Here is a 21,010-nt window from a genome sequence, read left to right as displayed (position 1 = left end):
AAGCCTGACGCGCATCCTTATATCGCATGACTATGAAGAAATCGGTTTCCTGTCGTTCGGGCACTGGACGCCCTCGTCGCAATCGCAAGTGCGCTCGGCTTCGGACGCGCTTTTGCAATCCATCGACCTCGCCGTCGCCGCCGAGCAACTGGGCGCGGATGGCGCCTATTACCGCGTGCATCATTTCGCCCGCCAGCTCGCTTCGCCGTTCCCGCTGCTGGCGGCGGTCGGCGCCAAGACCAGCCGCATCGAGATCGGCACCGCGGTCATCGACATGCGCTACGAGAATCCGCTCTACATGGCCGAGGACGCCGGTGCCGCCGACATCATCGCCGGCGGCCGCTTGCAGCTCGGCATCAGCCGTGGCTCGCCCGAGCAGGTGATCGATGGCTGGCGCCATTTTGGCTACGCGCCGCCGGAAGGGCAGAGCGACACCGACATGGCAAGGCACCACGCCGAGGTCTTCCTCGAGACGCTGCGGGGCGAGGGGTTCGCCCAACCCAATCCGCGGCCGATGTTCCCCAATCCGCCCGGCCTCTTGCGCCTCGAGCCGCATTCGGAGGGTTTGCGCGAGCGGATCTGGTGGGGTGCGGCCACCAACGCCACGTCGGAATGGGCAGCCAGGCTCGGCATGAACCTGCAGAGCTCGACGCTCAAATTCGACGAGAGCGGCAAGCCGTTCCACATCCAGCAGGCCGAGCAGATCCGCATCTATCGCGAGGCCTGGAAGGCAGCCGGCCACAAGCGCGAGCCGCGCGTCTCGGTCAGCCGCAGCATCTTCGCGCTGGTCGACGATCGCGACCGCGCCTATTTCGGCCGCGGCAATGAGAGCCGCGACCAGATCGGCTTCATCGAGGAGAACACCAAGGCGATTTTCGGGCGCAGCTACGCGGCCGAGCCGGATGTGCTGATCAAGGAATTGGCGCAGGACGAGGCGATCGCCGAAGCCGATACGCTGCTGCTCACCGTTCCGAACCAGCTCGGCGTCGACTACAATGCGCATGTCATCGAGGCGATCCTGACCCATGTCGCTCCAGCGCTGGGCTGGCGCTGACGCCGGATCGATCAGGGCCGAGTTTTCCAGGGAGGTACACAATGCCAAAGAAGGCCTTGATCGCCTGGGGCGGCTGGGAGGGCCATACGCCGGAGCAGAGCGCGAAGCTCGTTCGCACCTTGCTTGAGCGAAACGGCTTCGACGTCACGCTGGGTGAGGGCACGGCGATGTTCGCCGGTCCGGAGCTTGCTTCCTTCGATCTCATCGTGCCCGTCATCACGATGTCGACGATCGAAAAGGCCGAGTTGCAGAACCTGACGCTTGCGGTTCGCGGGGGAAGCGGGCTCGGCGGTTTCCACGGGACGATGGGCGACAGTTTCCGCAATGAGCCCGACTATCAGTTCATGACCGGCGGCCAATGGGTGGCGCATCCCGGCAACATCATCGACTATCACGTCGCCATCACCCGGCCGGACGACCCGATCACAAAAGGCATCAGCGATTTCGCCTACCGATCGGAGCAATATTACATGCATGTCGACCCAAGCAATGAGGTGCTGGCGACCACCACCTTCACCGACGCGCATTTTCCGGGCATCGGCGGCGTTGTCATGCCGGTCGTCTGGAAACGGCGCTATGGGGCGGGGAAGGTTTTCTACAGTTCCCTTGGTCACACGGCGGATGAGTTCGCGGTGCCGGAAATGGCGCTGATGGTGGAGCGGGGTTTGCTTTGGGCGGCGCGGGGGTAGAAGCAGGCGAAGTTCGTGAAAATCTGATGGAATTCACAGGAAATCTACGGAGATATCCAATGAACGATTCCAGTTGGTCCGCTTCCGAAAAGAAGCTCGCCCGCCACGCCTTCGATAAGGCTCTTGAGGCGGCCCTCGCAAAGACGATGGCCGAATTCAAGAGCAAGGCCAGTGCGGTGACGGTTCCCTCCCAGATGTGGGAGCTGGAAGCCTATTTGCGTGAACAGCGGCGGGATATCGATCGGACGTTCGACTACCGCTATTCGCAGCTCCTTTATGTCTTCACTCATCTCATCCGAGCAGGCTGCCTCGATGAAAAGCTGCTTGCCGGTCTGTCGCAAGACAAGCGGGATGTCATTCGGCGGGACCTTGCCTTTGCGGCGGGACGCCCGGCCAGCGGATGACGACGGCAGGGAGTGCGGCCGCGTCCCAATCCCTGCCATGCTGGAAAGCGGCCGTTGTCGTACTACCATCCCGTCACATGGCGAGGGGGATGAGATGGACCATCAGCGTACTGTTTTTCTGATCGGAGCAGGTTCCGTTGGTGACGACGAGCAAGCCGTGTTCACGCTGCACGTGAACGGCGCTGCCTGCAATCTGAAATGCAGTTATCGGGACAAGGTGATCGAGGCAGAAGAGGAAGACTTTTTCGAGGCTCTGTTCCAAATCCGTCAGGCACTCGAAGTCGATGGCCTGCTACCCATCTGTTACGGAGCAAGCGCCAATGTTTATCCGGAAAATACCGTGATGGAGAAAAGTCGCGGATTGATAGCCTGCAAGGTGAAGACGGGGCAATTTCCGCAAGAGAGCGATCTGGTCGACATATTTGATGATGGCGTCGACGTGGTTCCGGTTTTCGTCCATATGCAGCAGGAATTTTGGGAAGAATGGCTGACTTCGCTGCCTTCCTAGCTGCTGGCGTTCATCCAATCCCGCCCGTAACCAGATAGGCGCCGGCGCTGCGCCCATCCTCCAGCCGCACAATAGCCGTCACGATCGAGCCATACGAGCCACGCCAGACGCTGTGGAACCGCTGGTGCTCTGCGGCCGGAACCAATGCCTGTCCACAGCAGCGCGCTCCGCTTCGCTGCATGGCGACAGGCTCGCCGTTGACATGCACCTTGACGCTGGCGTTTTCCGCCTCGGCGTCGATCGGCAGGTCGAGGGTGATGGTGATCTCGTCCTGATCGCCGGTCGTGCGCGTCTCGGCGGCAAGCGCGATGACGAGCGGAGGTGCCTTGCCGTTACCGGTTTGCGTGGGCCGGCGGGAAAATACATCTTCAGTCAGTTCCGGCGTGCGTGGGGGCAGGGTGCGGCGCCGGGTCGACAGTTCGTAGTCGCCGGCCATGCGCAGCAGCCTTTCGTCGTCATAGGCCTTACCGGCGAAGGTCAGGCCGACCGGCATGCCGATATCGGCCATGGTTCCCATGGGCACGGTGACGGTCGGGATGCCGAAATGGCGCCAGACCAGATTGCCGTTGGCGACCCAGGTGCCATTGCGCCAGGCAAGGGCGGCAGATGCCTCGTCGATGTCTGCATCGGCCGGTCCGACATCGGCGGCGGCGGGCAGCGCCACGGCGTCGATGTCTTGGCCGTCCAGCCAGTCCTCGAAATCGATCCGCCTTGTTGCTTCGAGGCCCTTCAGTCCGTCTTCCAGCGTTGGAATGTCTGCGAACGGCGTGACGCCGGACCGGGCCCGTTCCACATATTCTCTCAGATCGAAGCCGCCCTCATAGCGGTCGGGCAGCGTGCCGGGCGGCTGCGGGAAGATCTTTGGGCCGTCGACGGAGACGAGATCGGGCACGGCCGGGTCGGCATTGGCGCGCAAAAAGTCGTCCCAGCCCCAGATGCTGAGATCCCAGAGTTCGCGCTCGGCGAAGTCCTGCGGCACCAGCCCGCGCTCGACCATGGTGCGCGCCCCGGGGCGGTCGCGCTCGTAGTTGGAGACGACGGGGAAATCGACCTCGATCACCTCGGCGCCAAGCCGCTTGAGATCGGCCGCTGCCTGCTCCCACAGGGCAAGCACCGAGGCGCGGGTTTCGATCGGCGCATCGGCCTCGCTGTCGCGGCCGATATACATTCTGGGCACGCCCAGGCGCTTGCCTTTCAACGACCCCGCCAGTGCGAGATCGGTATAACGGGGCGGCCGCACATCGGAGCTTTTCGGCGGCTTGACCCAAGGCTGCGCGCGCCAGAAATCGCCTCGCGCCTCGGGATCGTCGGCGACGATCACATCGAGCAGTTCGAGCATGTCGGGCACGCTGCGCGTATGCGGCACGACGACATCCATGGTCGGCACCAGGGGCCAGTTGCCGCGCACAGAAATGACGCCGCGCGACGGCGTGTAGGCGACCAGCGCATTGTTGGTGGCCGGCGCGCGGCCGGACGACCAGGTTTCCTCGCCAAGCCCGAAGGCGCAGAAGCTGGCCGCTGTCGCCGTGCCGGAGCCATTGGACGAACCCGATGCGAAGGCGGCGGTGAGATAATCGCCATTGTACGGACTTTCGGCGCGGCCATAGACGCCCCGCTGCATGCCGCCATTGGCCATTGGCGGCATGTTGGTCAGCCCGAGCAGCACGGCGCCGCCGGCGCGCAGCCGGGCGATGGTGAAGGCATCCTCATTGGCAATGAGATGCTCGAAGGCCGGCGAGCCGGCGGCCACCGTCAGGCCTGCAACCTTGTAGCTGTCCTTGGCGGTGTAGGGGATGCCGTCGAGCGGTCCGAGCACGGCGCCATTGCGGCGGCGCCGGTCGGAGGCGGCGGCTTCCTCGAACATGTCAGGGTTGAGCACCGGGACGGCATTGAGGCTGATGCCGTGCCTGTCGAAATGCGCGATGCGCCTCAGATACGCCCCGACCAGTTCGACGCTGGTGACGGTGCCGTCATCGAGCGCGCGGCGCAGTTGGTCGATCGTCGCTTCGACGAGGTGAAGGCTGGCGTCGGTCATCACGGATCCCACATTTCCACGCACCATGGATGAGCGAGGCCGCAGGCTTCGGCAAGAGCCTATCGTGGTCTTCTCGGAACTTTTGTCCGGCTGGCGGTTTTGGATGTATGGTGCGATTCCGGAATGGCCAGAAGGGTGTGCCGATGACCACGAAATGCGTTGCGATCCTAGCTCTCGCGGTTGCTACGGGCGCGAGTCTTTGCGCCCCGGCCTTGGCTGGCGACCGGCATTACGACCGCCGGGTCCACTCCGAACGCTACGTTCCCGCCGAAGGCGATCTCATCGATATCCTGTTCGGCGGCCCGCACTACTACGATCAGCAGTTGGTGACGACGGCGGCTGGCGCGTGCTCCTACCATCGCGTTGGACCCGACGCGAATGCATTGAACAAGATCAACGATCATCACTGCGGGAAATAAGGCAGTAGGGCAGTAGGGCAGTAGGGAGCGCCTCAACGCTGGCCGCTCTCTTTCATACGCTCGATGATTTCGGCCATCAACGCCAGGTCGCGGCGGGAATCGGCGAGGTCGGTCAGCGGCTTTGTTCCTTCGGCGATGTGGCGGTGGAAAATCTCGAGTTCATTCGAGAAAGCATCGCCGTAGAGAGGGCCGAAGGCTTTCGTCACCGGGCCGAGCGGGCCGGCATCGGTGACCTCCAGCCGCGTCGGCAGGCTGCGGATGTAGGGCGTGTCGTAGATGATGCGCACGCGCCTGGTGTTGGAGCGCACCTCGATCATTGCGTCGAACAGGCCGAGATCGTCGACCACCGCGTCGTAGAGACAAGCGAAATGGCCGTAGTCGAAGGTGACCGATGTGTTGGCGCCGCCATTGGTGCGGTGCGCGGCCAGCACGCGCGCCGGCTCGCCGATCAGCCCGCGCATCGCTGAAATGTGGTGCGAGGAAAGCGCCGTCAGCCCGCGATAGGCGCGCACCAGGTCGGCCGGCGCGTCGGCACCGACGACTTCGCGGATCAGCGCGTCGCGCTCCTTGGCGCCATGCGCCAGCAGGGCCGGTCTATGTCGTTGGGATAGAGGACGTTCTGGCTCTTCTTGAGGAAATGCCGGCCCTCCGAGATCAGGTCGAAGATGCGGACATGGGTGATGTCGGCGAAGGCCGGCAGCTCGTCCCTGGCGGCCAGATATGCCGGCGCGTAGCGGCGCATATAGCCGACGAACAGGGTCTTGTCGTAGTCCGGCATCAGCGCCAGCAGATCGTCGATCTCGCGCACCGTCAGACAGGCGGGCTTTTCCAGCAGGATGTGCTTGTTGGCGGCAATCGCCGCGTGCACGAAGCGGCTGTGGGTGTCGTCGGATGACAGCACGAACACCGCGTCGATGTCGGGTGACGCTATTAGCGCCTCGGCCGTCTCGAAGGTTCTTGCCGTCGGGTGTTGCGAGGTGCACAGCGCCTTATAAAAGATTTAAAATGTGCGTAGCGATTTTTGACTGCGCGCCCTGCGGGCATGACTGTCCTGCCGGCATGCGCTACAACCAACGCGCGAAAAAAACTGCCGGCCTAGGGAACCACTGGGGGGTGTCCGCGTTGGTCGCTACTTTTGTGCAGAGGGAGGTTTGGGGTGGGGCGTTTCGAAATCGTGGAAGAGCCAACGGGTACGTTTTCGATTTTCGACACCGTCACGGAATTGCCGGCAACGGCCAAAGGGGGCGTGTGCATTGGGCTTTATCGGCACGAAGTGCCGCTGGCACTGCTTGCAGCGGTCGAAACGGTCCAGCCCGGCCATTTTTCGCTGCTGCCCTCATTGTCGGTGTTGAACGTCTGGCGGGCTCATCGAGACGATCTGCTGGCATGAGCAAAGCTGCCCGATGTCGCATCAAAAATCATACGGTATGGGAAATCACGCCCTGTTGTCGAAAGCGGCGGTGAGGCATGGAAAGCAAGGGGAGGTTGCAGTGCGTTGGGAGGTGAAGCAATGTCTGATCAGGACGACCTGATCCGAGCTGCCATCGGACGGCTGCTCGCCGAGAAGACAGGCGCCGCCGTCATATCGATGAGAGAGAGCGTCACCGAGCTTCTGGCGCAGACCGGTGCCGCACTGGACGAAAGACTCCAAGACCTGCTGCTGGAAATGGCCGAAGTCCGCGGTATGATGGTCGCTCTCGACTTCTGAACATATCCGGCTGGGATGCCGCTGCATGCACCGGCAGCGCTTTCATCGCCGGCAGCCTCTAACCTTACTGCGTCCAATATCGGGCATCGCGTTTTAGGCCCGAAAGCGGACAGGCAGTTTTGCACTTCCGATGAAGATAGCAGACCAAAGCCGAGAGTAGCGGTCGAACAATTTCGCGGGCGACCGGCAGTGTGATCGCCGTGCGCCGTCCAATGCACTATGCCATGGCGGCCAATGCGGCCGCTTTGACCGACAGGGTCGGGTGGACCATCACCCCGAATGCCGAGACAAATGCTCGTAAAGATTCGGGTTGGTGCGGGTTGAACTACTGAGCCCATGACTGATATTCGATTGTTGGGGTCTGACATGGGCGGCAAGATTGCGTGCGAAGTACTGCGGATGAAATCGGTTCCATTGGCTCGACAACGACGCCGGTGCGGGAATTGACGCCTGCCGAGCGCGACCGGATGTTTGCCTTGTATGAGACCTACTACGAGGCAGTCGATCGCAATGTCTTCGAACGTGATCTCGCTGAAAAGGATGCTGTCGTGATCATCCGGTGCGACCGGGAGATAATCGGCTTTTCGACTTACCTTGTCAGACCACAGACCGTCGGCGGGGAGACTGTCCACTATCTCTTCTCCGGCGATACTGTTCTCCATTCCGCGCGTTGGGGCGACCCCGTGTTGCTGCGCGGTTTCTTTCGCGCGGCCGGCGCCGCCAAGGCCGGGGTGGCGGGCCGGTTGTTCTGGTTCTCCATCATCGGAGGGCATAGGACGTTCCGCATTCTCCCCAATTTTTTCTGCGACTTCGTTCCAGCCGTCGATGGTCCGGTTTCGGCCCGCCTGCAGACGATCCGCGATGCCATCGCAACTGCCCGATACGGGCGTCAATTCGAGCCGTCGACCGGACTGATAGACTTCGGCCTGTCGCAAGGCCACTTGCGGGAACAGTGGGCGGATGTCGAGGAAACAGCATTCCGCAACCGTTTTGCCGCCTTCTTTCTCCAAGCCAATCCCTTCTACTTCCGAGGTGTCGAACTTGCCTGCCTCGCGGAATTCGAACTCGGCAATCTGAAGCGCTACGCCGCCGCGAGTTTCGCCGAAGGGCTGCAAGATGGGCGCTGAAGCCTGGGCACGGATTGCCGGCGCGACCGCGGCCGGGGATGCCGGTTTTCGGGCGCGGCTCGGTCAGATCGAGGCCGATGAAAGCGGTGCCACCCTTTTCGCGTGGCAGTCGGAGGCAGGCCTGGCCTGCGGGCCTATCGTGACCACAGGCTCCGGCCTCTATCGCTACGATACGCAAGACAAGGTCGAAGTCATTGGGGCCACCGGCGACACGCCGCGCCTGCGCCTCAGCGAGCGTACCACTCGGGGCCGCGCAAAGGCATGAAAACCGGACAAGCGACCATCCGGTCAGGCTGTCAGCCGCAAGGTCAGCGCATCCAGGCCGCGGATCGAGGAATTGTCCATCCAACGTGCAGCAACAGGCTCGACGGTTTTCCAGCGGTTGAGTGCGGCTTCCAGCACCGCGACACCTTCCATTTCGGCCAGCGCCCTGCCGATGCAGACGTGCGCGCCCCGGCCGAAGGCCAGGTTCTGCCTGCCGGCCCGGCCGAGGTCGAAACGCGATGCGTCGGCAAACTGGGCCGGGTCGCGGTTGGCAGCGCCGACAAGCAGCACCATCAGCCGGTTCTTTTCGATTTCCTGGCCGCCGATGATTACAGGCTCGAGCGGCCAGCGGCAGATCTTCTGCACTGGGCTTTCCAGCCGCAGCGTTTCGGTAACGGCACTGGCAGCAAGCCGGCGGTCGGCCCGCAGGGCCGCCCACTGGGCGGGCTGGTGAGCAAGATGGAACAACATGTTGCCGATGAGGTGCACCGTGGTCTCGTGACCGGCGAAGGCCAGGAAGGCGATGTTGCGACCGGCAGCCGTCAGCCCCAACGCATCGACCAGGCCGGCCAGCCCGGTCAGCAGCGGCGGCATTCGCCCAGTGGCAAGCAGATGGCGCAGATGCTCGACGAAATAGCAGGACATCTCGTCGGCGGAGTTGGCGCCGCCGAAGGCATCATCGAAACCAGTATCGAGAAGGGCGCGGATCGAACCCGACCATGCCCGGATCATCGGCATGTCCTGGTCCGGTACGCCAAGCAGGCGGCAGATGACACGTTCGGGCACGCCGCGCGTGAAGGCGGCCACGACTTCGGTCGTCCCGGACAAGCCGGAATCGCCCATGAGGTCTTCGATCGTTTCAGCTACAATGGGACGCAAAGCCGGCATGCCCTTGCCGACAAAGGGCTGCTGCAGAGCCTGGCGCAGGGCGGCGTGAGCGCTGCCTTCCTGATAGATCAGCCAGTCGCGTATCGCGGAATCCGGATCCGCCATTACATCGGCCGGCGGCACGTGCGAAAGCTTGCGATTGGCGAGGCTGCTCGAAACAAGATCGTAGCCGGTGAGATAGACATCGCCCCACGGCGCCTGCCAGACCGGAGCGCGCCGTCGCATTTCATCGTGAATAGCATAGGTGTCCGCGGCACCTTCGAAAGCACCGGCGCGAATCCCTTGCCAGAGATGCCGGCCGGAATTGAACACAGCATTGGAGGGGGATTCGGTATGCATTGCCTTGCGAGAAGTCCAATCTTGTCGGCCAAGACAGTGGTGTGTCGTGCACGCCCGGATATCGACACCCGGCCATGACCAACAATCAGGGGCCGATCTATTATTTCTGCACGCGCCAACACGCTTACACGATGGGCGTACTGCTTGGCTATTACCAGCATGGGCTTGGTGATCTTGTCCGGATCATTCCCTACGAGTTGGCCGCGAGGCTCGGCCCCCTCGCTCCCGGCACCTTCATCTTTACGGATTTTGAAAGGCTGGCGCCGGCTCAATTGCAGGCGGCGGTCTCCCTCCATGAGCGCATCGCCTCGCTCAATCCAGGCCTGTTGCTGCTCAACGATCCAGCAATCGTGCCACGCCGCTTTGACTTGCTGAAACGCCTGAAGGCCGCGGGCCTCAACCATTTCGATGTGCATCGGCTGGGTGAGCGCAAGTCGGTACGCCGGTTTCCAGTTTTCGTGCGCTGGGAAAGCCAGCATGAGCCGCCGCTGACCGGGCTGATCGACGGCGCGGATGCGCTGGAAGCAGCGATTGCCCGTCTGCCGGGCCATGTCCGTCAAGACCCGGACCTGATGATCGTCGAATACGGCGCGGCTCCCTCTGCCGATGGGCGGTTCCGCAAATATTCGGCTTTCAAGGTCGGCCCAACCGTCTATCCGCAGCACTGCTTCATCAATGAGAACTGGTACATCAAGTTTCTAAGCACCCGTTTCACAGAGGCGGACAGGGCCGAAAGCCGCGCTTACGTGGTCGACAATCCGCATGCCGAGCAGGTCGGGCGTGTCTTCGCCCTGGCCGGCATCGACTATGGGCGCATCGATTACGGCATCGTCGACGACCAAGTTCAGACCTTCGAAATCAATAACAACCCGTCCGTTCTGACGCGGCCGCCTGGCTGGGAGGCGGGGGTGGATTACAGCCGCTACGCCGAGATGCATGAGCGGGCTCTGCGTGGCATCATGCGCCCGGTCTCGGGCCCTGACCTTTTGCTCGGTAACGGCACCATGAGCGTCGATGCCATCCACGCCGATGCCATGCATGTGGTGCGGCAGAGGATTGCTGGATTCTCCCGGCGTCGGCGCCTGTCCCTGCGACCGCTCAAGAAGCGGCTGGCGCGGCTGTTTGGCTGGGGGTGACATGAGCGCAATTGGTGGGCTTCACACTTAATGCAATGCAGCCCCTAATCGCTCCACTGCCCACGCGGCGCGGCGTCCCACAACGAGGCATCGTTTGACCGCAGCGGAACCGCTTTGCACACTGCCGCGCTAACGCTGCTCGATCAGCGCGCGCGCCGCAGCTTTCCCTGCCGCAAGGATACGATCCGACAATTCCGTTCCCTCCACGGCACGGGCCAGCTGAAGCGTGCCAATGAGGGTCGCAAAGATAGCGAACGCAACGCCCTCCGGATCAGGAGTTTGCGGCGGCAGCTCTACCGACACCTGGTGCACCTGGGTCAGCAAACGCTCGGTATAAAGCTGACGCGTTTCGGGTGGCTCACGGGCGATTTCCGCCAGCAAGGCGGCAGAGGCGCAGCCCTTCCCGGGGTTATCCCGATGCGCCGCCGACAGATATGTGTCTATGGCCATTGCCAAGCCGCCGGAGGCCAATGCTTGCCGTATCTCGTCGGACTGATCCTCGAGAGCTGCAGCGACCGTTTCACGGACAAGCGCCGCCTTTGATTGAAAGTGGGGATAGAAAGCCCCGTTCGTCAGCCCGGCGTCGCCCATGATGGTTGCCAGCCCGGACGCCGCTATGCCGTTTTTCCGAAAGCGTTCCGCGGCGACCTCCAGGATCCGGCCGCGCGAGGCGTCCTTCCTGCCCTTTTCGTAGCGCATGGCTGCTATTCCTTTCTGCTATTGCATTATGGTCATAATCTGATATTACGACTGTAATTTAACGGATGAAAAAAAGCTAGCCCCCATGAGTTTGGAGCACGAAATGAAAACGAATGCCGGAAAAACCGCCGTTGTGACCGGGGCCTCTTCGGGCATTGGCCGCGCCAGTGCCGAAGCCCTTGCGCGGGCCGGGTTCACCGTCTTCGGAACCAGCCGGCGCAAGGCCGGCAACGATCCGGACGGGGTGACCATGCTGATCTGCGACGTGACCGACAGTGAGGCCGTTGCCGCACTCGTTTCGACGGTGCTCTCGCAGACCGGCCGGATCGACCTCTTGGTCAACAATGCCGGCGTCGGCCAGCTTGGAGGCGCCGAGGAATTCTCGATTACCCAGGTGCAGGCTCTGTTCGACGTCAATCTGTTCGGCGTCATCCGCATGACCAATGCGGTGCTGCCGTCGATGCGGCAGCGTGGCGAGGGGCACATCATCAATATCGGCTCTGTGCTGGGACTGGTGCCGGCGCCGTATTCAGCGCATTATTCGGCGGTCAAGCACGCGCTTGAGGGCTATTCGGAATCGCTCGACCACGAGGTTCGCGCCTTCAATATCCGCGTTTCGGTCATCGAGCCGGCATTCGTTCGTACTGTCTTCGACCAGAACGGGATCCAGCCGGATTCGCCGTTGCAGGAATACGATCAAGCCCGAGCTACGCTGGAAGCGCTGCTTCGCGACGTGATGCCTGTCGCCGACCGGCCGGAAGTGGTGGCGCAAGTGGTCGTCAAGGCAGCGACCGATGCCCGTCCGCAACGGCGCTACACCGCCGGCAAGGCTGCGCGCCAGGTCAGCCTGCTGCGTCGCTTTGCTCCCGCGGGGATATTCGACAAGAGCCTGCGGAAACAATTCCGCCTGCCCGTTTGAACACAGCGAGCAGAGGATTTCACGCACATGCGACACACCAAAATCACTCTCAGAAAGTCACTGCCATGAAGGCATTCGTCGTCGACAAGTACAGCAAGAACGGCACTCTGCGGCTGGCCGAAATGCCGGAGCCGAAACTCGGGGACAGCGATGTCCTGGTCGAGGTCCACGCCGCGGCGGTGAACCTGCTCGATTCCAAGGTCAAAACCGGAGAGTTCAAGCTGATCCTGCCCTATCGCCGGCCCTTCATCCTGGGTCACGACGTGGCCGGGAGGGTTGTGCGCGTGGGATCGAAAGTCCGCAAATTCAAACTCGGCGACGACGTCTATGCGCGGCCGCGCGATGGCCGGATCGGGACGTTCGCCGAGTTCATAGCCATGGATGAAGCCGACGTGGCCCTGAAACCCGGGAACCTCAGCATGGAGGAGGCGGCCTCGATCCCGCTGGTCGGCCTGACCGCCTGGCAGGCGCTCGTCGAAAGGGCCAAGCTGAAGAAGGGACAGAAGGTCTTCATTCAAGCCGGTTCCGGCGGCGTGGGGACATTCGCCATCCAACTGGCAAAGCATCTCGGCGCGACCATTGCGACCACCGCCAGCGCGGCGAGTGCCGGTCTGGTCAAGGGGCTCGGCGCCGATATCGTCGTCGACTACAGGAAAGACGATTTCGAGAAAGTCCTTTCGGGCTACGACGTCGTCTTGAACAGCCAAGACGCCAAGACACTTGAAAAATCACTGAATGTGCTGAAACCGGGTGGCAAGCTCATCTCCATCTCCGGCCCACCGGATCCGGAATTTGCCAGGGAAAAGGGACTGAACGTGGTGCTGAGGCTGGTGCTTCGCCTGCTGAGCCGCGGTATTCGAGCGAAAGCCAAGCGCCGTGGCGTGACGTTCTCGTTCCTTTTCATGTGGGCGCAGGGCGAGCAGCTGAGCAAGATCGCATCGCTCATCGAATCCGGCGCGATCCGCCCGGTCGTCGACCGGATATTTCCCTTCGAGGCGACCAATGAGGCGCTGGCCTATGTCGAAACAGGACGCGCCAAGGGCAAGGTCGTCATCAAGGTCAGATAGCAACTCAGCCGCGATCGAGGTCAGCCGCGCCGGGCTGCGTCGATCGCCGCGACGTCGATCTTCGTCATCTCCATCATCGCATCAAAGGCGCGTTTGGCTTCCTCGCCGCCGGCCGCCATGGCCTCGGTCAGCGTGCGCGGCGTGATTTGCCAGGACACGCCCCATTTGTCCTTGCACCAGCCGCACACGCTCTCCTGGCCGCCATTGCCGACGATGGCATTCCAGTAGCGGTCGGTTTCCTGCTGATCGTCGGTGGCGATCTGGAACGAGAAGGCCTCGTTCTGCTTGAATGTGGAGCCGCCGTTCAATCCGATGCAGGGAATGCCGGCGACGGTAAATTCGACCGTCAACACGTCGCCTTTCTTGCCGGACGGAAAATCGCTCGGCGCACGGTGAACGGCGCCCACGCTGGTGTCGGGAAAGGTCTCTGCGTAGAAGCGCGCCGCAGCCTCGGCGTCCTTGTCGAACCAAAGGCAAATCGTGTTCTTCGGTATCTTTGGCATTGCATGTTCCTTTCGGCGTTGGAGTTGGCGGAGGTCAACCCAGGAGATTGCGTGCCGTGCGCATGAAGATCCTTGACCCGATCGGGATCAGGTCGTCGGGAAAGTCATAGTCGGGATTGTGCAAGGCGGGGTGCCGCTCGCCCGCACCGAGGAAGAACATCGCCGACTTGGCACTATGGCCGAACAGGCCGAAATCTTCCGAGGCGCGCATCGGCAGGGCCTCTTCGCCGTGCGATACGCCCTCTTCATCGAGCGCGCGCCGCAGATGCTCCACCGCGTCCGGCGCGTTGACGCTGGCGACGAAGATCTCGTGATAGTCCCAGCGGGCGGTAAGGCGATGCTCGCCCGCGATCCTGGCGACCAGTGCTTCGGCAGCAGCACAAAGGTTCGCCATGCGCTCGTCACGCCGGGTGCGCAGCGTTGCCCACACCTGCGCATGAGCAGGCGCGATGCCGAACACGGCTTCGCCCATCGCGGCATGGGTGACGGTCAGCATGGAGAAGTCGTCGTCGGCGAAGGTTCCGCGCCCGAGCGCCGGCAGCGCCGGCATCAGCTCACTGATCGCCAGCATCGGCGAGGTGCCGGTCTCCGGCATGGATGAATGGGCGGTCTTGCCCTCCAGCACGATGCGCATGCCGCGTGACGCACAGTTGACCACGCCGGGCTTGAGCCGCACCTCGCCGAACGGCACGCCAGGCAGGTTGTGCAGCGAGAAAGCGAAATCCGGCGCGATCTCGCCGAAGCGGGGATCGGCAACGACGCCGGCTGCGCCATTGCCGGTTTCCTCCGCCGGCTGGAACATCAGCACGACGCGGCCGCTTGCAGGCCGCTCGCGCCCCAACTGCCGGCCGAGGGATGCCAGGATGGCGGTGTGTCCGTCATGGCCGCACATATGCGACTTGCCCGGCACGCGCGACGCATGCGGCACGCCTGAAAGTTCTTCGATAGGCAAGGCATCGAGTTCCGAACGGAACAGCACCGTCGGCCCTGCTTTGCCGCTGTCATATGTGACCGCGACGCCGTGCCCGCCGAGCTGTGTCAGCACCTTGTCCGGCCCCGTATCGGCGAGGAAGGCGACGACCTCCTTTGCCGTCTTCTCCTCTTCATTCGAGATTTCCGGATACTGGTGCAGCTGGCGCCGCCACGCCGTCAACTCGACGATGTCTCGGTTGGTCAGAGTCATGCTTTTTCAACCTCCGCTGCATTCTTCATCGACACGTCCAGGCACAGGGGTGCCGCAATGATGAATTGCTAGCGACAAAGGGCAGTTCCCGCCACAGTCCAAGTTTCAGGCTTCGGCAGGCCAGAAACGGCCGTTCTCCCGGCCATCCGCAGCCTACTGATTGATCTCGGGCTCGACGAGCTTTGCCAGATTTCTGAGCGATTCCTGCCAGCCGAGATAGCAGGCCTCGACCGGAATGACGTCCGGAATGCCGGCCTGGGTGATGTCGATTTCAGTGCCGACCGACACTTTTTTCAAGACCACGGTCACCCGTATCTCGCCGGGCAGGTTGGGATCGTCGAACCTGTCGGTGTAGAGCAGGCGCTCGCCCGGAACGAGTTCAAGGTATTCGCCGCCGAAGGCGTGGCTGTCGCCGGTGGTGAAATTGCGGAACGACATCTTGAACGTGCCTCCGACCTTTGCCTCGAAATTATGGACCGTGCAGGTGAAGCCGTTTGGCGGAAGCCACTTGGCCAGCGCGTCCGCTTCAACGAAGGCGCGATAGACCTTTTCCGGGCTGGTCGTCAGAACGCGGTGCAAACGTACGGTGCCGGGCATTGCTGGATCCTTTCATGAATGCCTGTTCGATACCCCAAGGACGGACGAAGCCTAGCCAGTCCGACATTGGTTTGCGAATTTTTTGACGGGAGGCGGCCTGCCTACGCCGCGGACATGCGTTCGACCCCGAGCTATCAACACGAAGCTCGGGCGAGGCGGCGGATGAACTGCACCGGCTTCGGAGCTGGCGCTCACCTGCTAAATCGAGCTCCTGAGCCATCTTGTTGTTCGGGGGCGGTTTTACCGAGCAGCGCGAATGGCCGCGTGCCCCGGTCAATGCTTCGAACGCCGCTAAATAGGGCAGCGCGTCTTTGCCGTCCATGTGCCGATCATTAGAATTTGCATCTGATCAGAGTTGATTTCCTATCAGGCCGTTAATGCGGCCATGCTGTTAATCAGCATTTGCTAATGAGTCTTTCGAACCTGAGGCAAGCAATGACCAAGAATCTCGGCAATGCACGTCATACGCCGGCGAAGGACCAGCAGGTCTCCCTTCTAGGCAAGGCCGCGCCGGCACTGTTTCCGCTGGTCGTAGCGGCGCTGGGCTACATGGTTGGCAAGCAGTTCTTCGGCATCTAGGCGCGAAGACGGGTCTTCCGTTCCCCAAACGCTCAACATCTCGGCGGACCGGCCACGCGCGGGCCGCCGTTTGCGTTGCCGCCATCTAATCCCGTTCCGACTCCAGCCGCTCGCGGAAATCGTCAAGCTCTGCCTGAGCCATGCCGGCGACCTCGGCGTTGCCGGGGTAGCTGCCGCCCGCGACCTCGTTGCGGAAGCCCGACAACGCTTCGACCCGCGCATCCCTCACTGCCTTTTGCAGCACGGCCAGGTCACCCCAGGCTCGCGCATGGCGGGGCAGGCGGGCACTCTCGCCACAGATGTCCGAGGTGAACAGGAAGACCACGTCGGCCTCGGCGCCCGAGCCGAGTGACACGGTAACCAGCGATGTGCGGCGGTTGATCTCGGCCATCACCTCAGCCGCGATGATCTCGCATTCGACGGCAAAGGCACCAGCGTCTTCCAGCCGGCGAAAACGGTCCCACAAGTCGAGCGCTTCGGCTGATGTCTTGCCGACGGCCCTGATGCCGCCGACCCAGGTGGATTTGCGCGGCACGAAGCCGAGATGGCCCATCACCGGGATCTGCTCGTTGGCGAGCATGCGCACGGTGTCGAGACCGCGCCCGGTGATGACGGCGTCGGCACCCGCCGTGATAGCGGAGAAGGCGGTTCGCAGGATTTCGTCCGATGTCACGGCATCGGCGAAGCCTAGCGCGGCGGTGACGAAGACGCGGCGCGATCCTTCGCGCACGCGGGGCACGTTGGCGGCGCGGCAGACGACCATCTCGATGCCGGCAGCCTCGGCGGCGGCTGCCTCTTCGGCGGTTTCGGCGGTCACCTGGGCGATACGCCGTCCGCTGCCCTTCAGCGCGCGCAGGCCAGCAACCGTCACGCTGCGCTCGACCTCGCGGCCGCCGAAGTCGAAGATGCGAGCCATCTCAGCCCTTCAGCTTCTTGGCATAGTAGTCGGGCGCGACGACGCCGGGCTTGGAGAACCATGCCGGCACGTCGACGCCGGAATAGAGCAGGATGTTGCCCCACGGGTCGAAGGCGCCGGTGCGCACGATGACCTTGGCCTTGGCAGCAATTTCGCCAAGGATGGTCTCGTGCGTCGTGGTCTCGAAGTCGGCGTCGGGGAACAGTCGTTTCAGCTTGGCCAGCAGCGGTGCGTTGTGCACCGGCAGTGTGTCGGCATAGCCGATGCGCTCGGCGATCAAATTGGCGGCGATCGGCGCCAGCACGGTTTCGAGATCGGGCACGTCGGGCGAGATGGCGAGGTCGATGCGCCAGGCGCTCGACGGGATCGGAAACCCCGCATCGCAGACGATCATCAGGTCGCCATGGCCCATCGAGGCGATGGCATGCGACAGTTCGGCGTTGAGCAGCCGGTTTCGGTTCATGTCGTTTCCTTCCATGTTGTCTTCATAGCCTCGGCGTAGAGCGCGTCGGCCTGTGCCCGTTCGGGCAGGCCGGGAATGACGCCGAGCCTTGTGCAGGCGATGCCGCCGCAGACGACGCCGAAGCGGACCGCATCGACGATATCGCGACCTTCGGCCAGCGCCACCGCGAAGCCGGAGTTGAACGCGTCGCCGGCGCCGGTGGTGTCGACCACGGCGACGGGCACGGCCGGTACCATGATGTCGAGATCGTCGGTCAGGATCAGCGCGCCGCTGCGGCCGAGCGTCACCACCACATTGCGCACGCCACGGCGGCGCAATTCGCCGGCAAGCTCGCGCGATGAGCGCGGATCGTCGGCGGGCAGGCCGAGCAGGATGCGCAGCTCGCTCTCGTTGGGGGTCAGATAATCGACGGAGGCGAAGATCGCGTCGGGAAGCTGGCGTGCCGGTGCTGGATTGAGGATGGTGCGGGCGCCATGCTTGCGGCCAAGCTGCATGGCGCGGGCGGCGGCGGCGATCGGCACTTCGAGCACGGTCATGACGACATCGCTCCCGGCGATGCGCTCTTCGGCCGCGTCGACGGTCGCGGCATCCATCAGCTCGTTGGCGCCCATGTCGAGGATGATGAAGTTCTCACCCTTGTCGTTGAGGATGATGAAGCCGACGCCGGTGGCGCGTTCGGTTGTCGTCGTGACCAGGCTCGCATCGACGCCCTCGGCGGCATAGAGGTCGGTTGCGATGCCGGCCAGCTTGTCGGTGCCGATGATGGCGACCAGCGCCGAGCGCGCGCCAAGCCTTGCGGTGGCCACCGCTTGGTTGGAGCCCTTGCCGCCGGCGCCCATGTCGAAGTCGGTGCCGAGCATCGTCTCGCCGAAGATCGGCAGTTTGGGCGCCCGCATGGTCAGGCCGACCGCGAAACTGCCGACGATTGTAATTCTTGGTGCGGTCTTGCTCATCAATGCCTCGTTCAGGATGCCATGGCGCGGGCCAGGATCGCTTCCTCGTTGATACCGGCTCCGGTCAGCTCGCCCGATATGCCACCATTGCGCAGCACCAGAACGCGTTCGGCGTTCATGATCAACTCGGGGATCTCCGACGAGATCATCACCACCGCGACGCCCTCGGCGGCGATGCCGCGCAATATGGCGTAGATCTCGGCCTTGGCGCCGACATCGACGCCGCGCGTCGGCTCGTGCAGCACCAGCACGCGCGGGTTTGTGACGAGGCTGCGCCCGAGGATGATTTTCTGCTGGTTGCCGCCCGACAGTGTCGCCAGCTTCTGGCCAAGATGTGAAATGCGCGCGTCGAGCCGCGCGACCTGCGCGCGGGCCTCGCGGCGCACGGCACCACGCCGCATGAAGCCAGCCAGCGAGAAGCGCGGCAGCGAGGCCGAGACGACATTGTTGGCGACGCTCATCGACAGCAGCGCACCGGCGCCGCGCCGGTCTGCCGGCACCAGCGCCATGCCACTGCGGATTGAGGCCTGCGGGTCGGCGGCGCGCAATTCCTTGCCGTCTACGGTGACGCGGCCGCTGCGCTGGCACAGGCCGAACAGCGCCTCGCCCAGCATGTCCTTGCCGGAATCCGGCAGGCCGCCAATGCCGAGAATTTCGCCGGCGCGGGCATGAAAGCTCAGCCTGTCCAGCCCTGGCGCGGTCAGCTTCTCGACCGACAGCACTATGGGCGCGTCATCCGACCGCGCTTCAGCTTGCAGCGACCATTGCGCCGCCGTATCGAGGTCGCGGCCGACCATGGCGCGGATCAACCGGTCCTCCGACAGGCCGTCATTGTCCATTGTCTCGATGGTACGGCCGTCGCGCATCACGGTGACGCGGTCGGCAAGGTCGAGCACTTCCTTCAGGTGATGCGAGACGTAGATCACGGTGACGCCTTCGCCGCGCAATTGCCTGACGATCTCGAACAGACGCTCGCTCTCGCGCTTGGACAGCGCCGAATTGGGTTCGTCGAGCACCAGCACGCGGGCGCGCTGGCGGATGGCGCCGGCGATCTCGACCAACTGCATCTCGGCCACCGACAGGCGCGAGACCCTGGTGTCGGGATCGAGCGCGCCCATGCCGAGCCGGGTCAATGCCGCGCGCGCCTCGCGCCGCATCTGGTCGCGCGGCACGAAGGATAGTGACGAGCGCGCCGCCATGTCCGACATCATGATGTTTTCGGCGATGGTCAGCGTCGGGCAGAGCGCCAGTTCCTGGTAGACCACCGTGATGCCGGCGGCGCGGCTGGCCAGCGGCGAGGCAATGGTGGCGGGGCTGCCGTCGATACGGATTTCGCCGCCGTCCGGCTGCAGGTCGCCGGCAAGGATGTTCATCAGCGTCGACTTGCCGGCGCCGTTCTCGCCGATGACGGCATGCACCTCGCCGGGCCGGAAGCCGACGGAAATGCGGTCGAGCGCCAGCACGCCGGGGAACCGCTTGGTCAGTCCGGAGATTTCGACGATGGGGGCGGGGGTCTGTTGCTCTGTCATTGGCGGGCTGGCCAAGCAGGTCCGCCGGCCCAAGGCCGGCGACCCCGCAGGGCTGGCTTGTTACTTCTTGGCCACCTCGGCGATGTTTTCCTTGGTGTAGATGCCGACGCCGGTGTCGACATTGTCGATCGGCTTGCCGCTGAGGAACTGCACGATCAGGTCGACCGCGGCAAAGCCCTGCTTTTCGGGCGCCTGGTCGATCGTGGCATCGACATTGCCGTCCTGGACCAGTTGCACCGTCTGGTCGAGCAGGTCGAAGCCGACCACCTTGACCTTGTCGGCGGCCTTGTTGCGTTCCACCCAGGTGCCGGCGGCCGGCGTCGAGCAGCATTCGAGCGACAGGACGCCGGAGATCGACGGATTGGCGAGCATGGCGTTCTCGATCGCCGCATAGATCTTCTGCGGGTCGGTGCCGGTGTTGAGCGTCGAGACGACCTCGATGCCGGGCTCGGCCTTCAGCGCCTCGCGCGCGCCCTTCTCGCGGTCGAGCGACCACTGCGCGGCAGCGTCGATGGTGGTGATCATCACCTTGCCCTTGCCGCCCAGCACCTTGGCCATCAGCTTGCCGGCCTCGCGGCCGGACTGGACGAGGTCCTGGCCGGCGAAGGCGAGGCGCTTGCTCTCCGGATTGTCGGTGTTGAAGGTGACGACCGGGATGCCGGCGGCGATGACGCGGTCGATCACCGGCGCCAGCGCGTCGGTGGAGACGGAGGAGATCGCCAGCCCGTCCATCTTGCCCATCAGCGTCTCGATCTCCGAGATCTGGCCGTCGGCATCGGCGCCGACCGGGCCGATGAACTGGGCGCCAACCTTGTCCTCCTTGGCGGCGCGCTCGACGCCGGCCTTCATGAACGGCGCGAATTCGTTGGAGACGTCATGGTAGGAAACGTAGATGTCGAGCGGCTGCCCAGCATCGATCTTGGCCTTGATGCGCGGCGCCAGGGCGAAATCGGCGAGCTTGGATTCGGCGTGGGCCGACAGGGGAAACAGACCGAGCGTGGCTGCGAGAATGACGTGTCTGATGTTCATGG

26 protein-coding genes are annotated in these 21,010 nt (G+C 63.5%); 13 read left to right on the top strand and 13 right to left on the bottom strand.

The features are described from left to right. Positions 1–19 precede the first annotated feature (19 nt). The 4 genes from M729_RS0104710 to M729_RS0104695 all read left to right on the top strand — a co-directional run bounded on the left by M729_RS0104710 (position 20) and on the right by M729_RS0104695 (position 2,655). Positions 20–1,054: an LLM class flavin-dependent oxidoreductase gene (locus M729_RS0104710; protein ID WP_032807996.1), complete on the top strand. Its 1,035-nt coding sequence runs from the start codon at positions 20–22 to the stop codon at positions 1,052–1,054. A 41-nt stretch (positions 1,055–1,095) separates the two neighbouring features. Further along, positions 1,096–1,743 (top strand): ThuA domain-containing protein, encoded by a 648-nt coding sequence (locus M729_RS0104705; protein ID WP_027160895.1) that lies wholly within the window; start codon positions 1,096–1,098, stop codon positions 1,741–1,743. A gap of 59 nt (positions 1,744–1,802) precedes the next feature. After that, on the top strand, positions 1,803–2,147 hold the full coding sequence (locus M729_RS0104700; protein ID WP_013530500.1) for a hypothetical protein: 345 nt from the start codon (positions 1,803–1,805) through the stop codon (positions 2,145–2,147). Positions 2,148–2,241: 94 nt separating this feature from the next. Continuing rightward, the gene (locus tag M729_RS0104695) at positions 2,242–2,655 is read left to right on the top strand and encodes a hypothetical protein (RefSeq protein ID WP_027160894.1); all 414 of its coding nucleotides are present in this window, start codon (positions 2,242–2,244) and stop codon (positions 2,653–2,655) included. Between the two features lie 10 nt (positions 2,656–2,665). On the opposite strand, the gene M729_RS0104690 is transcribed toward M729_RS0104695, so the two are convergent. After that, a complete protein-coding gene (locus tag M729_RS0104690) occupies positions 2,666–4,690 on the bottom strand; it encodes an amidase (RefSeq protein ID WP_027160893.1) in 2,025 nt (674 codons plus the stop codon). 143 nt (positions 4,691–4,833) lie between these two features. Here M729_RS0104690 and M729_RS0104685 point away from each other — a divergent pair, with 143 nt between their 5' ends. Beyond that, a complete protein-coding gene (locus M729_RS0104685; RefSeq protein ID WP_024503933.1) occupies positions 4,834–5,109 on the top strand; it encodes a hypothetical protein in 276 nt (91 codons plus the stop codon). Positions 5,110–5,141: 32 nt separating this feature from the next. Here M729_RS0104685 and M729_RS1000000139145 read toward each other — a convergent pair whose 3' ends face one another. Further along, positions 5,142–5,621 (bottom strand): hypothetical protein, encoded by a 480-nt coding sequence (locus M729_RS1000000139145; protein WP_245267539.1) that lies wholly within the window; start codon positions 5,619–5,621, stop codon positions 5,142–5,144. Between the two features lie 38 nt (positions 5,622–5,659). Continuing rightward, on the bottom strand, positions 5,660–6,016 hold the full coding sequence (locus tag M729_RS1000000139140; protein WP_245267538.1) for a Gfo/Idh/MocA family oxidoreductase: 357 nt from the start codon (positions 6,014–6,016) through the stop codon (positions 5,660–5,662). Between the two features lie 249 nt (positions 6,017–6,265). Here M729_RS1000000139140 and M729_RS0104675 point away from each other — a divergent pair, with 249 nt between their 5' ends. The 4 genes from M729_RS0104675 (at position 6,266) to M729_RS0104660 (ending at position 8,209) form a co-directional block, all read left to right on the top strand. Beyond that, positions 6,266–6,499 (top strand): hypothetical protein, encoded by a 234-nt coding sequence (locus M729_RS0104675; RefSeq protein WP_027160892.1) that lies wholly within the window; start codon positions 6,266–6,268, stop codon positions 6,497–6,499. 120 nt (positions 6,500–6,619) lie between these two features. Continuing rightward, positions 6,620–6,817: a hypothetical protein gene (locus tag M729_RS0104670; RefSeq protein ID WP_027160891.1), complete on the top strand. Its 198-nt coding sequence runs from the start codon at positions 6,620–6,622 to the stop codon at positions 6,815–6,817. A gap of 443 nt (positions 6,818–7,260) precedes the next feature. Then, positions 7,261–7,944: a hypothetical protein gene (locus tag M729_RS0104665; RefSeq protein WP_156949269.1), complete on the top strand. Its 684-nt coding sequence runs from the start codon at positions 7,261–7,263 to the stop codon at positions 7,942–7,944. Continuing rightward, on the top strand, positions 7,934–8,209 hold the full coding sequence (locus tag M729_RS0104660; protein WP_027160889.1) for a GH3 auxin-responsive promoter family protein: 276 nt from the start codon (positions 7,934–7,936) through the stop codon (positions 8,207–8,209). Before M729_RS0104665 ends, M729_RS0104660 begins: the two co-directional genes overlap by 11 nt. Positions 8,210–8,232: 23 nt before the next feature. On the opposite strand, the gene M729_RS0104655 is transcribed toward M729_RS0104660, so the two are convergent. Further along, entirely contained in the window at positions 8,233–9,435 is a 1,203-nt protein-coding gene (locus tag M729_RS0104655) for a cytochrome P450 (RefSeq protein ID WP_027160888.1), read from the bottom strand. Positions 9,436–9,509: 74 nt separating this feature from the next. On the opposite strand from M729_RS0104655, the gene M729_RS1000000136435 reads away from it, so the two are divergent. After that, the gene (locus tag M729_RS1000000136435) at positions 9,510–10,571 is read left to right on the top strand and encodes a hypothetical protein (protein ID WP_050596177.1); all 1,062 of its coding nucleotides are present in this window, start codon (positions 9,510–9,512) and stop codon (positions 10,569–10,571) included. A 129-nt stretch (positions 10,572–10,700) separates the two neighbouring features. Here M729_RS1000000136435 and M729_RS0104645 read toward each other — a convergent pair whose 3' ends face one another. Continuing rightward, positions 10,701–11,270, bottom strand: coding sequence for a TetR/AcrR family transcriptional regulator (locus tag M729_RS0104645; RefSeq protein ID WP_027160887.1), 570 nt, complete (start codon positions 11,268–11,270; stop codon positions 10,701–10,703). A gap of 103 nt (positions 11,271–11,373) precedes the next feature. Between M729_RS0104645 and M729_RS0104640 the strand changes: the two genes are divergently transcribed. Both M729_RS0104640 and M729_RS0104635 read left to right on the top strand, forming a co-directional pair. Then, on the top strand, positions 11,374–12,189 hold the full coding sequence (locus tag M729_RS0104640) for an oxidoreductase (protein ID WP_027160886.1): 816 nt from the start codon (positions 11,374–11,376) through the stop codon (positions 12,187–12,189). Between the two features lie 65 nt (positions 12,190–12,254). Then, positions 12,255–13,256: an NADP-dependent oxidoreductase gene (locus M729_RS0104635; RefSeq protein ID WP_024503923.1), complete on the top strand. Its 1,002-nt coding sequence runs from the start codon at positions 12,255–12,257 to the stop codon at positions 13,254–13,256. Between the two features lie 20 nt (positions 13,257–13,276). Here M729_RS0104635 and M729_RS0104630 read toward each other — a convergent pair whose 3' ends face one another. The 3 genes from M729_RS0104630 to M729_RS0104620 all read right to left on the bottom strand — a co-directional run bounded on the left by M729_RS0104630 (position 13,277) and on the right by M729_RS0104620 (position 15,539). Then, positions 13,277–13,750, bottom strand: a complete 474-nt coding sequence (locus M729_RS0104630) for a VOC family protein (RefSeq protein ID WP_027160885.1) — start codon at positions 13,748–13,750, stop codon at positions 13,277–13,279. Positions 13,751–13,793: 43 nt separating this feature from the next. Next, on the bottom strand, positions 13,794–14,942 hold the full coding sequence (locus M729_RS0104625) for an amidohydrolase (RefSeq protein WP_013530516.1): 1,149 nt from the start codon (positions 14,940–14,942) through the stop codon (positions 13,794–13,796). 153 nt (positions 14,943–15,095) lie between these two features. Further along, positions 15,096–15,539 carry an SRPBCC family protein gene (locus M729_RS0104620; RefSeq protein WP_013530517.1) on the bottom strand — a complete coding sequence of 148 codons (444 nt, stop codon included), beginning with the start codon at positions 15,537–15,539 and terminating at the stop codon, positions 15,096–15,098. 435 nt (positions 15,540–15,974) lie between these two features. Between M729_RS0104620 and M729_RS1000000136880 the strand changes: the two genes are divergently transcribed. Further along, positions 15,975–16,118, top strand: coding sequence for a hypothetical protein (locus M729_RS1000000136880; RefSeq protein WP_081714329.1), 144 nt, complete (start codon positions 15,975–15,977; stop codon positions 16,116–16,118). 85 nt (positions 16,119–16,203) lie between these two features. Here the strand turns inward: M729_RS1000000136880 and M729_RS0104610 are convergent, their stop codons facing one another. The 5 genes from M729_RS0104610 to M729_RS0104590 are packed head-to-tail and all read right to left on the bottom strand — an operon-like array spanning position 16,204 to position 21,008. After that, on the bottom strand, positions 16,204–17,034 hold the full coding sequence (locus M729_RS0104610; protein ID WP_027160884.1) for a 3-methyl-2-oxobutanoate hydroxymethyltransferase: 831 nt from the start codon (positions 17,032–17,034) through the stop codon (positions 16,204–16,206). Between the two features lies 1 nt (position 17,035). Beyond that, positions 17,036–17,497, bottom strand: a complete 462-nt coding sequence (gene rbsD / locus M729_RS0104605) for a D-ribose pyranase (protein ID WP_027160883.1) — start codon at positions 17,495–17,497, stop codon at positions 17,036–17,038. Continuing rightward, positions 17,494–18,450, bottom strand: a complete 957-nt coding sequence (locus M729_RS01000000134645; RefSeq protein WP_032807994.1) for a ribokinase — start codon at positions 18,448–18,450, stop codon at positions 17,494–17,496. Before M729_RS01000000134645 ends, rbsD begins: the two co-directional genes overlap by 4 nt. An 11-nt stretch (positions 18,451–18,461) precedes the next feature. Next, on the bottom strand, positions 18,462–19,979 hold the full coding sequence (locus M729_RS0104595) for a sugar ABC transporter ATP-binding protein (protein ID WP_024503918.1): 1,518 nt from the start codon (positions 19,977–19,979) through the stop codon (positions 18,462–18,464). Positions 19,980–20,039: 60 nt separating this feature from the next. After that, positions 20,040–21,008 (bottom strand): sugar ABC transporter substrate-binding protein, encoded by a 969-nt coding sequence (locus tag M729_RS0104590; protein ID WP_024503917.1) that lies wholly within the window; start codon positions 21,006–21,008, stop codon positions 20,040–20,042. Positions 21,009–21,010 lie beyond the last annotated feature (2 nt).

Source organism: Mesorhizobium sp. WSM1293 (genome assembly GCF_000513875.1).
In the GTDB taxonomy this organism is placed as follows: domain Bacteria; phylum Pseudomonadota; class Alphaproteobacteria; order Rhizobiales; family Rhizobiaceae; genus Mesorhizobium; species Mesorhizobium ciceri.
This window is presented reverse-complemented; position numbering and strand designations above follow the sequence as displayed.